The sequence below is a fragment of the Leifsonia shinshuensis genome, from assembly GCF_031456835.1.
Taxonomy (GTDB): domain Bacteria; phylum Actinomycetota; class Actinomycetes; order Actinomycetales; family Microbacteriaceae; genus Leifsonia; species Leifsonia shinshuensis_C.
This window is the reverse complement of record NZ_JAVDVK010000001.1, coordinates 897,004-908,358: the sequence shown is the minus strand read 5'-3', so window position 1 is coordinate 908,358 and position 11,355 is coordinate 897,004. Positions and strand designations below refer to the sequence as shown.

At 66.4% G+C, this 11,355-nt stretch carries 17 protein-coding genes; 5 read left to right on the top strand and 12 right to left on the bottom strand.

All coding sequences use genetic code 11. The annotated features are described in order from the left end of the window. Positions 1 to 22 precede the first annotated feature (22 nt). On the bottom strand, positions 23 to 487 hold the full coding sequence (locus J2W45_RS04495; protein WP_310129362.1) for an SRPBCC family protein: 465 nt from the start codon (positions 485 to 487) through the stop codon (positions 23 to 25). A gap of 83 nt (positions 488 to 570) precedes the next feature. Between J2W45_RS04495 and J2W45_RS04490 the strand changes: the two genes are divergently transcribed. Beyond that, on the top strand, positions 571 to 1,329 hold the full coding sequence (locus tag J2W45_RS04490; protein ID WP_310129360.1) for a metalloregulator ArsR/SmtB family transcription factor: 759 nt from the start codon (positions 571 to 573) through the stop codon (positions 1,327 to 1,329). Positions 1,330 to 1,423: 94 nt separating this feature from the next. Here the strand turns inward: J2W45_RS04490 and J2W45_RS04485 are convergent, their stop codons facing one another. Together J2W45_RS04485 and J2W45_RS04480 are read right to left on the bottom strand one after the other, a co-directional pair. Further along, positions 1,424 to 1,891 (bottom strand): NUDIX domain-containing protein, encoded by a 468-nt coding sequence (locus tag J2W45_RS04485; protein ID WP_310129358.1) that lies wholly within the window; start codon positions 1,889 to 1,891, stop codon positions 1,424 to 1,426. Positions 1,892 to 1,969: 78 nt separating this feature from the next. Continuing rightward, positions 1,970 to 2,572: a 2'-5' RNA ligase family protein gene (locus J2W45_RS04480; RefSeq protein WP_310129357.1), complete on the bottom strand. Its 603-nt coding sequence runs from the start codon at positions 2,570 to 2,572 to the stop codon at positions 1,970 to 1,972. A gap of 104 nt (positions 2,573 to 2,676) precedes the next feature. Here J2W45_RS04480 and J2W45_RS04475 point away from each other — a divergent pair, with 104 nt between their 5' ends. Next, positions 2,677 to 3,225, top strand: coding sequence for an adenylyl-sulfate kinase (locus tag J2W45_RS04475; protein ID WP_310129356.1), 549 nt, complete (start codon positions 2,677 to 2,679; stop codon positions 3,223 to 3,225). A gap of 43 nt (positions 3,226 to 3,268) precedes the next feature. Here J2W45_RS04475 and J2W45_RS04470 read toward each other — a convergent pair whose 3' ends face one another. From J2W45_RS04470 to J2W45_RS04460, 3 genes are all read right to left on the bottom strand, one after another. Beyond that, the gene (locus J2W45_RS04470) at positions 3,269 to 4,096 is read right to left on the bottom strand and encodes a LysM peptidoglycan-binding domain-containing protein (protein ID WP_310129355.1); all 828 of its coding nucleotides are present in this window, start codon (positions 4,094 to 4,096) and stop codon (positions 3,269 to 3,271) included. Between the two features lie 66 nt (positions 4,097 to 4,162). After that, a complete protein-coding gene (locus J2W45_RS04465; protein WP_310129352.1) occupies positions 4,163 to 4,774 on the bottom strand; it encodes a class I SAM-dependent methyltransferase in 612 nt (203 codons plus the stop codon). 159 nt (positions 4,775 to 4,933) lie between these two features. Then, the gene (locus J2W45_RS04460; RefSeq protein WP_310129349.1) at positions 4,934 to 5,458 is read right to left on the bottom strand and encodes a P-loop nucleotide/nucleoside kinase family protein; all 525 of its coding nucleotides are present in this window, start codon (positions 5,456 to 5,458) and stop codon (positions 4,934 to 4,936) included. A gap of 230 nt (positions 5,459 to 5,688) precedes the next feature. Here J2W45_RS04460 and J2W45_RS04455 point away from each other — a divergent pair, with 230 nt between their 5' ends. Continuing rightward, positions 5,689 to 6,081: a carboxymuconolactone decarboxylase family protein gene (locus J2W45_RS04455; RefSeq protein ID WP_310129348.1), complete on the top strand. Its 393-nt coding sequence runs from the start codon at positions 5,689 to 5,691 to the stop codon at positions 6,079 to 6,081. A gap of 226 nt (positions 6,082 to 6,307) precedes the next feature. On the opposite strand, the gene J2W45_RS04450 is transcribed toward J2W45_RS04455, so the two are convergent. The 5 genes from J2W45_RS04450 to J2W45_RS04430 all read right to left on the bottom strand — a co-directional run bounded on the left by J2W45_RS04450 (position 6,308) and on the right by J2W45_RS04430 (position 9,391). Next, on the bottom strand, positions 6,308 to 6,841 hold the full coding sequence (locus tag J2W45_RS04450) for an AAA family ATPase (protein WP_310129345.1): 534 nt from the start codon (positions 6,839 to 6,841) through the stop codon (positions 6,308 to 6,310). A gap of 251 nt (positions 6,842 to 7,092) precedes the next feature. Then, entirely contained in the window at positions 7,093 to 8,142 is a 1,050-nt protein-coding gene (gene glsA, locus J2W45_RS04445) for a glutaminase A (RefSeq protein WP_310129344.1), read from the bottom strand. A gap of 30 nt (positions 8,143 to 8,172) precedes the next feature. Then, on the bottom strand, positions 8,173 to 8,514 hold the full coding sequence (locus J2W45_RS04440) for a hypothetical protein (protein ID WP_310129343.1): 342 nt from the start codon (positions 8,512 to 8,514) through the stop codon (positions 8,173 to 8,175). A gap of 61 nt (positions 8,515 to 8,575) precedes the next feature. Continuing rightward, positions 8,576 to 8,905, bottom strand: a complete 330-nt coding sequence (locus tag J2W45_RS04435) for an alpha/beta fold hydrolase (RefSeq protein ID WP_310129341.1) — start codon at positions 8,903 to 8,905, stop codon at positions 8,576 to 8,578. A 216-nt stretch (positions 8,906 to 9,121) separates the two neighbouring features. Next, positions 9,122 to 9,391, bottom strand: coding sequence for a hypothetical protein (locus J2W45_RS04430; protein WP_310129340.1), 270 nt, complete (start codon positions 9,389 to 9,391; stop codon positions 9,122 to 9,124). Between the two features lie 118 nt (positions 9,392 to 9,509). Here J2W45_RS04430 and J2W45_RS04425 point away from each other — a divergent pair, with 118 nt between their 5' ends. Together J2W45_RS04425 and J2W45_RS04420 are read left to right on the top strand one after the other, a co-directional pair. Further along, entirely contained in the window at positions 9,510 to 10,112 is a 603-nt protein-coding gene (locus J2W45_RS04425; RefSeq protein WP_310129338.1) for a TetR/AcrR family transcriptional regulator, read from the top strand. Beyond that, entirely contained in the window at positions 10,109 to 10,951 is an 843-nt protein-coding gene (locus tag J2W45_RS04420; protein WP_310129336.1) for a class I SAM-dependent methyltransferase, read from the top strand. The genes J2W45_RS04425 and J2W45_RS04420 overlap by 4 nt, the downstream gene beginning before the upstream one ends. A 19-nt stretch (positions 10,952 to 10,970) precedes the next feature. Here the strand turns inward: J2W45_RS04420 and J2W45_RS04415 are convergent, their stop codons facing one another. Next, positions 10,971 to 11,282: a putative quinol monooxygenase gene (locus tag J2W45_RS04415; RefSeq protein ID WP_310129334.1), complete on the bottom strand. Its 312-nt coding sequence runs from the start codon at positions 11,280 to 11,282 to the stop codon at positions 10,971 to 10,973. Positions 11,283 to 11,355 lie beyond the last annotated feature (73 nt).

The window sequence follows — 11,355 nt, the reverse complement described above, 5'->3', positions numbered from 1 at the left end:
AGCAGATGCGCGGCAGACGGATTCACCGCGCAGAGACGAGCTGCTCCAAGTTGTCCAGCTCGTTGGCGCGTCCGGCGAGCAGCCGCTCGGTCCAGACGTCGTCGTGCAGCTCCTCGACCTGCATGACCACGCGCGTGCCCTCGCCTGCCGGCTCGAGGTCCACGACCGTGAGCTGCTCGTAGGGCTCGTGGTCGGGCACGAAGTCGATCACGGATCGGTAGGCGATCCGGCTGGGCTCACGGAGTTCGGTGAACACCTTCCGCGCCTGTGTGCTGAGCGGCAACCCGTTCTGCTCGAGGAAGGCGACCTGCGCCGGGTCCACCGCGGTCATCGTGTAGACAAGCTCTCCATCCGGGCGGAGGTCGATGCGGTCGACCTCCGTGCGGAAGCCGTCTGGCGCCCACCAGCGGGAGATGCCGTCGGCCGTGGTCCAGAGCTGCCATACGGTCTCGGGTGACGCAGCGATGGTGCGCTCGATGGTCTTCATGGTGCTGTCCTCTCTGACGTGGATTGCGGCTTTACAGGCCAGACAATATATTCGTTGTGACGAATGTGTCAAGAGGGAGTCGAATGGACGTTCAGAAGGCGCTCGTGGCGATGGGGGAGCCGACCAGGTTCCGCATCCTGAGCCTGCTCGCCTCGGGCCCGCGCACGGTGGGGGAGGTGGCCGCCGCGGTCGGCGCACTGCAGCCGCAGACCACCAAGCATCTGCAGCTGCTCGAAGCGGCGGGCATCATCACGGTCGAGCGGATCGGCCGCCGCCGCCTGGCGCGGGTCGACCGCGACGCCGTGCGGGAACTGGCCGACTGGCTGAGCGGCCTGGCTTCCTCCACAGAGGACGACGAAGTGCTGCAGCAGTATGCCGACGCCGTGCGCGCCGCCGGGACGGCAGTGGACATCCTGTTCGAGCGCACCCTCCTGGCATCGCCTGAGGCGGTGTGGCGGGCCTGGACGGACCCTGCCCAGGCTGCGCGCTGGTGGGCTCCGCGGCATTTCGACGTCGTCCGCTGCTCCGTCGCGGCCGAGGTCGGCGCGGCGGTCGAACTTGTGCTGCGGGAGGGCGACGGAACGGAGTACACGTCGGCCGGAGTCGTCCGGTTTGTCGAGCCGGGGCGCCGGATCGTCTTCGACCTGTCGCCGCTCGACGCCACCGGGCGGCCGTTCTTCGAGGTCGTCGTGGACGCCACGCTCGAGCCCTCGGACGAGAGCGTCGCCCTACGCGTGCGCATAGCGGCGGAGGGTGCCGACGCCGCCGCGGCGCCGATGCTCGCAGGGCTGGAGCCCGGCTGGAGTCAGCAGCTCGACCGGCTCGGCGAGCTCCTGCAGTGAACGCAAGGTGCTACCGGCCGGGGTCGAGGCGCCGACGGATAGGGGAGTCATCCCGCGCGAGTCTGAGCGGGCTGGGCACCGACCAACTCGACCTCTACCTTCTGCACTGGCAGGGCGATGAGCTGGTGAGGCGAAGGAGATCGCCCGACCGTGCGACGGCGTCACGAATCCATTCGTTCGCCTCGCGCGGATAGAGCGGCACATCCACGTCTGCGTCGTCGACCGGTCGCCATACGACCGGGGCCACTGAGCCGTCCGACTCCGTGAGAGTTCCGCCTTCGGCTGCCGGTTCGGGATCCAGGATGCCTGCGTACAAGGCGACGATCTCGTGGCCGAGTTCACCGTTGAAGCGGAAGATGTTCTCGATCATGCCGAGATACGTCAGACCGAGGATCGCGGCGCCGAGTTCTTCGTCCACCTCGCGGACGATCGCCGCACGGTGCGTCTCGCCGAGGTCGACCCCACCGCCGACGAGCCGGTGGTATCCGAGCGGATTCTCGCTCGTGGGCGGATTGCTGCTGACGAGGTGGCGTGAGCCGTCAGCACTCAGCGCGACGAGCATCGCCTTGACGCGGATGCGGGAACGATCTACGGGCATACCGCCATCATCCTGGTTCCTTGGGGCGTGTGTCTGGAGGGCTTACGTCGGGCGGTGGAGGCCTGTCGGCCGCGATCCCAGAGCGATCCTTTCGGTGTGCTCGGAGCCGTTCTGGTACCAGACGAATTCCGCCTCGGTGAGCAGTTCGCTCGGACGCTCGACGACTTCTCGCGAGTTATTCGCGTATGTCTCCTGCCAGTCGTCACTGCTCAACGCGTTGCAGTATGCGAGTGACATATGGAAAGTCCACTGGTCGAGTGGGAGCTCACCAATGCGCTGGAGGTCAGTGGCGTTCAACACCGAAGTGGGGCTCCCGTACGCGTCGACCAGTGACGCGGTTCGGTGGAGCCGCGCGATCAGGATCCGGAACGGCGTCGGAAATCCATCGACAGCCTCGACGCGGACCTCGATCGGCGCTTGCTGTCTTGCCCATGCCGTAATCGTGTCCTTCAGCTCGTGGACGCGCGTCGGCTCAGAGAATCCGCGCAGCGTCACGTGTCCTGTATGTGGATGAGCAATCGCCTCCGGCAGCCGCGACTTCAACGACGTTTGCTCGGCCCGGTAGAACTCACCCACGGGACCGGTTGGCCTCAGCACGAGGTATTGCTGGCCCTCAAGAGAAGCCAGTAATCCCGGATCGGTCATGAATGCACGCGCCAACGGGGCCCTCCATCCGCTCAGTCAATCGACCGTATCGGGCCGCCATGCCCGGATGTGCCGTGTTACGGGGCGTGTGCCACGCTTGAGGTGTGAATGCTGACGCGCCCACCGAAGTGCTTTTCATCGGCGGCCGGGCTGGCGTGGGGAAATCGACCGTCGCGGCCGAGGCGTCTCACCTGCTTGCGTCCGCAAAGGTCCAGCACGCACTGATCGAGGGCGACAACCTCGATCAGGCATACCCGGAGCCCTGGCGCGGAGGCGTCGACCTGGCCGAGCAGAACCTGGCGGCGATGTGGAAGAACTACCGCGACGCGGGGTACCGGCGGCTCATCTACACGAACACTGTCAGCATCCTGCAAATTAAGCCGCTGATCGCCGCACTCGGAGGCACGGTCCGGAGCGTGGGCGTGCTGCTGACTGCGAGCGACGAGGCGACGCGATCCCGACTCGCACTGCGCGAAATCGGTTCTGCTTTCGAGGAACACGTGCAGCGCAGCGCTGCTGCTGCACGAAAGCTTGCTGCAGAGGCCGAACCCGCCATCCATCGCGTGGACACTGATGGACGGACGGTCAACCAGATCGCCCGCGAGATCGTTGGCTTGACCGGGTGGTCTCGTGCGCAGGATCGCTCCGTCTGACGCCGATGCCCGACACGACGCTTCTGCGTGCGAGCCGAAGGGCTCAGCGCCGACCGGGATCCAGGTTGACGCCGATCCCGTACTTCAGATAGGGCTGCGGCGAACCGATCAGCAGCTCCGGGTTGAGCCACACCAGCTGCGCCTCGGTGAGGCCGAAGCGGCGGGACACCTGGTAGATCGTGTCGCCCTGGCCGGGCACGTAGTAGGCGAGGGTTTCGCCATCGAGGACGGTCCGGCCGCGGGCGTTCGCCACTGAGCCGTGGTCCACCGGCGCGAGGTTCGGGTAGGCCGGGGGCAGCGTCCAGTCGATGGTCGCGACGGCGAACACCCGCGCGTCGCCGGGCGGTGACTCCTCCAGCGAGTGCAGGAAGGTCGGGTCGCCGGCGGCAGGGGAGTCGAGCGGCATCCTCATGACGAGGTCGCCGGCGGTGCTCGACGGGCCGGCCACGAGGCCGTAGTAGTTCTCGTCCTGGATGTTCTCGGGTTTGCCGTCGTGCCGCTTCCCGGTCATGGTCAGCATGATGTCTCCGAGGTTCACCGTGGAGGGGTCGTCCGGCGCGATGTGCACCTCGAGGACGCGGTCCTCGCCGACCACGATGCGCACCGCGCCGGTCAGGGGATGGTCGGTGACCGTACCGGGGATCGGCTCGTGCTCGATCACCCTGAGCTGGCCGGTGCCGATGGTCTGGCCGGCTACCAGCAGGTTCGGGAGCTGCTGCGCGATCGGCACCGGATCCGGGTCGGGACTCGCCGTCGATGTCGTCGCCGCCGGGTGCGCCGGAGCGTTCAGCAGCGTGCATCCCGAGACCAGTGCGAGCACGGTCGCAGCGCCGATCGCGACCGTGGCCGCCTTCATCCCCCCGTGGATCATGTGTTGATACTAGTGAGCGGTGGGCAGGGCACTCCACCGGCACGCGCTCCGCACGTCAGGCGGGAACTATTGCTTCAAATCCGGCAGCCGCCGGGCGAGGATCGCTCCTTGCGGGCGAGCGCCCGCCTCTACCCGCTCATACGTCTCAACGATTTCGAACCCTGCGGCCTCCACCTCCGAGGCGAGTCGGGTCACCGGCCAGCGATATGCGTCGATCACGGCGTGCGGGAACCTCTCCAAGGTGGGCCAGGTGAAGAATCCGACCAGGAGCCCACCACCGGGCCGCAGGACACGGCTGAACTCTCGCAGTGGCATCTGGATGTCGTGCGGTTCGCAGTGGATCAGCGAGTACCAGGAGAGCACTCCGGCTACGGAGGAAGACTCGGCGTCCAAGTCGTCGAGCCGGCCGACATCGAACCGGACCCCGGGATACTCTCGACGTCCCCGCGATATGAACGCGGGAACCAGGTCCACGCCGCGCGCATCATTGCCGCGGGAGACGAGGTGGTTCGTCCATTGCCCCGGTCCACACCCCGCGTCGATCACAGGACCGGAGATCCCGTCGGCCCACGTGGACACCAGATGGAGGTCGGCGTGGTGCACTGCTGTCATCGAACCGAACAGATCGATGTACTCCGCCGACCGACGCGTGTAGGCGTCTGCCACTCCACTTGACATGTCGTCAGCGTACGGACACGCGGAGCCGGAGAAATGCAGGCTCGCTCGCATCGTCGACGGTGTACATGCTCATGATTTCAGCTCGGTGAAGAGTCGACTCCTGTTTGCCAACGGGCAGGAGCGGGTGTCGGTGAGAAGGGGAGTAGCACGAGCGTCCGATCAGGCGTTCGCAGTCTGCGCCGACCAGCCCGCTAGGTGGAGGATCTCCTGAACGGACTCCTCCACGGTCGCCGGATGGGTGAGCACCTGGAAGTGCCGGATCCGTTCATGGTCCGAGCGCTTGTGGTAGGCGTCCACCCACATGCGCAGCGCCGCGGCCAGCTCCTCTGTCGGTTCTCGATCGGTCACCCGTGCCTTCAGGATTTCGATGGGCGCGGTGGTCTCGCAGATGATCAACCTCGAGCCGGGCAGTGCCGTCCGGATGAGCTCGACTTCCTCTTCGTCGTCGAACACCATCGGGATTATCAACTTGATGTCGGGGACGGCGGCGACGTAGTTGGGCCAGATCGATCGAAGGTTTTCCCGCGGGAACCACCGGCCCGGGTAGGGGTGCACGAGGCTCAGCTCGTCGACGTCAATGACGCCCCAGGGCATGTCGGCCGCCCCGAGGGATAGGGCGAGCGCCCGCGCGAGCGTGCTCTTTCCTGACCCCGGAGAGCCATGTAGCACCAACACGTCAGCCATATCAACATCCTGAAGCGACCGAGCCAACCGATCAACCTTTGCGACCACCGATGTGTCGCCGGCGCGCACCGCCGACAACTCCTCCGGCGACCCGGAGGCTGGAGCGCGGGCGCCGGGCCACCCAGGCAGCCCGCATAGTGCAACGCGGTTGCATTATTTAGCGCAATGGTGTTTCATTAACTTCATGAGTCGGGCGCTACATCCCAAACCCCGAACGCAAGGAGATATCAATGTCAGAGTCAATCGATCGCGATTACACGACCGCGCTCAACGAAGCCGAGAAGCTCCTCGGCTTCCGGCTCGAGCGCTTCCTCGAGACCGCCCCGACCGAGCCGGAGAATGCTGAGGACTTCAAACGGATCGCCACCATCCAGGCGTTCGGAGACGCCTGGCCCCGCACCGACCACCTCGACACGCACACCCGCGCGCTCGTGTCGGTGACCATCGCGGCGTCCCTGGGCGTCCTCGAACCGCTCCGCGGGCAACTGCGCATTGCGCTCAACAGCGGAGCGACCAAGGAGCAGATCGTGGAGGTCTTCATCCAGATCGCCGCCTACGCCGGCGTCGCCCGTGCCTTCGAAGGCTACGGCATCGCGACTGAGGTCTTCGCAGAACAGGCCTGAGCGAGCAGGCGGATCACATGAAACCCGCGTGAATCGCATCGCTGATAATGCACATTATGTCAATTCGAAGTCGGCCTGTTCCTAATGGATGGCGAATACGCTGCTAGCCCACGGCTCCCCCTGAGCGGTCAGCGCCGGTGCTTGCGGAGGGCTGCGACGACTCGAGGGGCGGTCATGCGCGGCGACGAGCGGCGGCCGCCAGTTCGTGCTGCCTGTCACGGCACAATCAGTTGGTGAGTCGGTCCGCGATCAGAACGGCGAGATCCGCGGGGGCAAGGCTGGTGCTGTCGATAACCAATTCGTCCGTGAACTGGACGTGTTCGAGAATCGCGGCTAGTTCGGGATGCCGCCTTTCATGCCACTCGAATTCGTTTGTGTTCTCGCCGTGCCGAAACTGCAGACGGGCCAGGGCCACATCAGCATCCAGAACCAGCCGCACCATTAGTGGGCGCTTCGAGCCGAGAGCACTCACGCAACGGTTGAACTGCTCAGTCGTCTCGACCACGCCGGCAGCCACGATCACCTTCGCGCCGCGTGCATGAAATTGCGCGGCGACGGCTCGGATGTTGGCCACGGCAAGTTCGAACTGGAACGGGTCTTGTTGTTGAGAGGGCCAGGCACGACGTAGCCAGTCGACGTCGATAACTGCACCTGGAACGCCGCGCTTCTCGAGCTCCTCGCCGAGCTTGTCAGCGGTGGTGGTTTTGCCCGCGCCGACGCTTCCGTTGATCCACACTGCGTCGTGAATGGGTTGAGACATATGCGAAACCATACCGTCGCGCTGCGGGCCCATTCTGGGGCGTCCTGTAGCCAATGGTCATGCGGGCGGTCGGGGACGCAACCCAACGGACGCCAGGTCGGCTACGTCACCATCGCCTACGAGTGCGAGAACCGAAAGCTTGATACGACGCTACCCAGTTAGTGGACCGTTTCCTGCAGGTCGCCCCTCCGCCGATACGGCCGTGACCGGACTTGCGATTGCGTTTGACCAGCCGTTCGCGATCAAGCGGATCAAGCCCCACCCGGTGCCGAAGCGAAAATGTCGAGCCCGAGCGAGTGAGAGAGGAACCGGGCCGCCCGCTGCCCCCGCACGCTGTTGCCGGCGGGGTCGAGGCGCGGTGAGAAGGTTCCGAGGCCGCCCTTGCCCGGTGCGACCGTGACGATACCGCCCGAGACACCGCTCTTCGCGGGAATGCCGACTTCGAACAGCCAGTCCCCCGAGAACTCGTAGAGTCCGCTCGTCGCCATCACGGCGAGCGTGTCACGGCAGACGGATGCATCGATGACCTTCTCCCGGGTGATCGGATTGACGCCTCCATTTGCAAGAGTGGCGGCCATGACCGCCAGGTCCTCGGCGGTCACCAGGAGTGAGCACTGTCTCGTGTAGACGTCGGTCGCCTGAATCGGGTCGAATTCCATCCGCCCATAACTTTGGAGGAGCCGGGCGATCGCCATATTGCGCTGGTTGGTGGCCGACTCGGACGCGTAGACCTCGTCGTCGATCTCGAGCCGCCGCCCGGCGAAGCGGGAAAGTCCCCGTTGGACGAAGTCCCACTTCTCTGCCGCCGTCGAGCCGGGCGCCAGGCTCGTCGTCGTGATCGCGCCCGCGTTCACGAGTGGATTCCTGGGGTCGCCCTCGCTCAGCTCGAGAGCCATGACCGAGTTGAACGGGAGGCCCGTGTTGTTGACGCCGACGCGGCGCGACACCTCCGAGTGCCCCAGTTCATGACACACCAGCGCGAACACGAACACCTTGGAGATCGACTGGATCGAGAACGGGTGGCTGGAGTCACCGACGCTCGTCGTCTGGCCCCCGACACCGCACACGCTGATGCCGAAGAGGGCCGGGTCCGCTTCACCGAGCGAGGGGATGTAGTCGGCGACCTTGCCGTCATCCAGGCCGCGGTAGCGTTCGTGGGCGGTTTCGATGAGTGCGTGGACTCGTTCGACGTCGGGAAGGGTGCCCGTGGAGACCACATTCTCCTGCGCGGGCACTTCGTCCGAATGGACGGCGTCGGTCGAGAAATCGGGCAGCGGAGTCTGTCGTTCAAGGTAGGCCATCGGGTCCTCCGTCTTGATGCGGATCGCGGTTCAGTTGGACCGCATCAGCCGCGCCAGCGCCAACCCGGCCGCTGAGACCAGCGGAGCGGCAGCGATGATTACGGCGACCGGGTTCGGACGGAAGGTCGGCCCGTGGGGTCCTCCGATGTAGGCGCCGATCGGTATCGTGTAGCCGCCGCCACCTCCGCCGCTCCCCTCGCCTCGCTCGGCGCCGTCCGCATCCTCGCCGGACCCCTCGCCGCCCCCGAAACCGAACGCGACGATCGCGACCGGGAGGATGTCGTGGCCGTCGAGCGTTGTCTTCTCGCCGTACGCGAGCCGGGCGCCCCAGGTGGGCACGGAGTCAGCCAGTCTTTCGATGAGCGTTGTCATGGCACCAGACCGTACGCGCGTCGGTGGCCGGCGACCACACTCAATTCCGCTCCTGCGCGGGTCAGCTCGGTGCGCCGCCGCTGCCGGCCACGGCACGTTCGATGACGTCCGCGACGTCTTGCGGGTTGGTCTGCATCACCAGGTGCGGGGCCTTCAGCTCGGTGACGTCCGCGATGCCGGCGCGCTGGTAGCCGAAGCGTCCGACGTCCGGGTTGATGGTGTGGTCGTCGGCCGAGACGATCCCCCACGCCGGCTTGGTCTTCCATGCGGCCGCGGGAGCCTCCTCGTCGAACACGGACGCGGCCAGCGGTCGCTGGGAGACGGCGAGGACCTCGCTGACGCGCGGGTCGAGGCCCGCGGCGAAGATGCGCGGGAACGCGTCGATCTTCACCGAGACGTTACAGGGGCGGCGCGAGGACGGTGTGGCCCCGATCGAGCAGAAGGCGGGTGACGGGCGCCCAACTGGCGGCGTCAGCGAACGCTCCGTGGACGAGGACAATCGTTGGGGACGGCATGACGTTCTCCTATCGCTCTCCGTTTGGTCGGCAGGATAGGGCCGGCCAATCGTGGGCGGCAAGCGAACTCCTGCTGAACGGTCCCCCGCGGCTCATCCGCTCGGATGCGGGTTGGGCGGGCCGTCCCAGTAGCCGTGCGAGACGTTGTTGTCGTACCTCACGAGGTCGTCGGCGCGTTCGAGCGACGGGCACACCGCCATGAGCCGCCTCTTCGACGGATCCAAGTCCCATCGGATCAGCAGGTACTGATCGTGACCGCCCTTGTCCGTGTAGCGCCGGATCACAGCCTTCGGCACCACGACGTCGTCTCGCATCACCAGCCAGGTGTCTCTGTCGTAGCGGATCGGCTTCGGGCGGGTCACGACTCCATTAGAACATATGTTCGAATCTGCTGAAGGGGTGAACTCCCCCACTCAGGGCGCGAGAGCGACACCGGATGTGTTATAAGTAACAGGTTAGTTACTTGCAGAGGAGGCGCGAGTGGATGCTTCGACGACGGTTCGCCGACGGGATGCCGCGGCCTCGACCGCGCGGCTGCTCGCCGCTGCGACCGAGGAGTTCGCGGCGCACGGTTACGAAGGGGCACGCGTCGACCGGATCAGCGCGTCGTCCGGCCTCAACCGCGCCCTGCTCTTCCACCGGTTCGGGGATAAGGAGGGCCTGTACCGCGCGGTCCTCGCCCAGGTGGCGCAGGATGCGGCGGCGACGAGGTCCGCAATCACCGCGGATCGTTCCGCACCAGGCGATCGTGTCGAGTTCGTCGGGATGGTCCGCGAGCTCGTTCGCGCGACCGCTGACTTCTTGCTCGGCCATCCCGATGCTGCCCGAATCCTCGCGTGGGAACGCGCGGCGGGTTGGGCCGCGTTCCACGCTGCACGGCCGGAGTCGGACGACCCCGCCGCAGAGCAGATCACGGAATGGTTCCGACAGGGAGCCGAGCGCGGGTGGCTCAGAGAAGGGCCGTCCCCGGATCGACAGCTCGCTCTCGTCCTGGAGCTGGTGACGGCCGTACTCAGCGAGGGCCCGGAGTTCGTCAAGGACGCCGTTACAGCGGCGCTGATGCGGGAGGAGAAGACCCGGTGAATCGTCTGCCACTGCCCCCTGATCTGTCGCCGGTCGAGCGCTCGGCGCTGCTGCCCATCCTCGGACGTGCGCGTGACGCCGCCAGCGAGAGCCCCATCCTCGGCGACGTGTGGTCCCAGGTCGTGGTCGATACGTTGGCCGTCGACTGGGAGGACCTGGGGCTGCCCCGGAAGGAGGCGTCCAGCGTTGCCGCCCGGGGCCGACTCATCGACGATGGATGTCGTGCTTTCCTGGCCGCGAACCCCGACGGTGTCGTGCTCGATCTCGGCTCCGGTCTCGACGACCGGGCACAACGCGTGCAGCCCCCTGCCGGCTCGCGGTGGTTCGATCTCGACCTCCCCGGCATCCTAGCCCTGCGCCGCCAGCTGCCGGAGCGTCCCCCTGTGCGCGCCGACTACAGCGAACTCGAGACGGATGCGACCTCGTCCGACTGGATGTCCGCGCTGCCGGCCGATCGCCCCTTCGCGATCCTGGCCGACGGGTTCTTCCCGTTCCTCCCGCCCGACGCCTCCCGTCAGCTCGTCCACCGGCTGGTCGAACGTGCGCCCGCCGGAGAACTGCTCATGAACGGTTACACGACACTCGCGCGCTCGCTCATGCCACGCGTGAAGGCCATCCGTGATCTCCACATCGACACCGCCGACGGCACCGCCTTCGACGACCCGCGCGAACCCGAGAGCTGGCATCCGCGGTTGGAACTGGCGGAGCGGACGATGCTCAGCCGCTCCCCCTACGTCGACCGGATGCCCCGGCGCGTCCAGAGAGCGATCCGGATCATGAACGCATTCCCGCGACTCGCCGAACGCAGCGACCTGGGCGTCCTGCGGTTCACGTTCTGATCTGGTCGGCGACTTCCGTTCAGTCGCCGCTCTCGTGCTTGACGGCGAGCAGGTCGACGGTGTTCAACTCCGGGTCTTTCGCCAGCAGGTCCGGGCCCACCTCGCCGAGTGCCTTCGGGATCTCTCCGTTGAGGTGCGCTTGACGCGCATCCTCGTCGGCGAACGTGTCGAAGATGCCGAAGTGCGTGTCGTCGATCTGGAAGGCGTACCAGGTGCGGGTTCCGGGCTCCTGGTCGACGATCGTCTTGCCGCCGATCAGAAAGTCCCTCAACTCCCCCGCCTTGTCGGGCTTCGCCTCGAGCAGCGCCAGTACGCCGAGCTTCAGGTCCATGTCATCTCTCCTAGCGGATCGGGACGTCTCGTCATCCGAATACCGAAGGCGTCAGGGCGGACGCTACCCCTCG

Bases quoted from the DNA above. Each gene is read 5' to 3' on its own strand.
- J2W45_RS04470 (WP_310129355.1), bottom strand. From the start codon at position 4,096: ATGATCCACGGGGGGATGAAGGCGGCCACGGTCGCGATCGGCGCTGCG.
- J2W45_RS04490 (WP_310129360.1), top strand. From the start codon at position 571: ATGGACGTTCAGAAGGCGCTCGTGGCGATGGGGGAGCCGACCAGGTTC.
- J2W45_RS04415 (WP_310129334.1), bottom strand. From the start codon at position 11,282: ATGGACCTGAAGCTCGGCGTACTGGCGCTGCTCGAGGCGAAGCCCGAC.
- J2W45_RS04485 (WP_310129358.1), bottom strand. From the start codon at position 1,891: ATGCTCGTCGCGCTGAGTGCTGACGGCTCACGCCACCTCGTCAGCAGC.
- J2W45_RS04460 (WP_310129349.1), bottom strand. From the start codon at position 5,458: ATGGCTGACGTGTTGGTGCTACATGGCTCTCCGGGGTCAGGAAAGAGC.
- glsA (WP_310129344.1), bottom strand. From the start codon at position 8,142: ATGGCCTACCTTGAACGACAGACTCCGCTGCCCGATTTCTCGACCGAC.
- J2W45_RS04480 (WP_310129357.1), bottom strand. From the start codon at position 2,572: ATGACCGATCCGGGATTACTGGCTTCTCTTGAGGGCCAGCAATACCTC.
- J2W45_RS04450 (WP_310129345.1), bottom strand. From the start codon at position 6,841: ATGTCTCAACCCATTCACGACGCAGTGTGGATCAACGGAAGCGTCGGC.
- J2W45_RS04440 (WP_310129343.1), bottom strand. From the start codon at position 8,514: ATGACAACGCTCATCGAAAGACTGGCTGACTCCGTGCCCACCTGGGGC.
- J2W45_RS04495 (WP_310129362.1), bottom strand. From the start codon at position 487: ATGAAGACCATCGAGCGCACCATCGCTGCGTCACCCGAGACCGTATGG.
- J2W45_RS04455 (WP_310129348.1), top strand. From the start codon at position 5,689: ATGTCAGAGTCAATCGATCGCGATTACACGACCGCGCTCAACGAAGCC.
- J2W45_RS04465 (WP_310129352.1), bottom strand. From the start codon at position 4,774: ATGTCAAGTGGAGTGGCAGACGCCTACACGCGTCGGTCGGCGGAGTAC.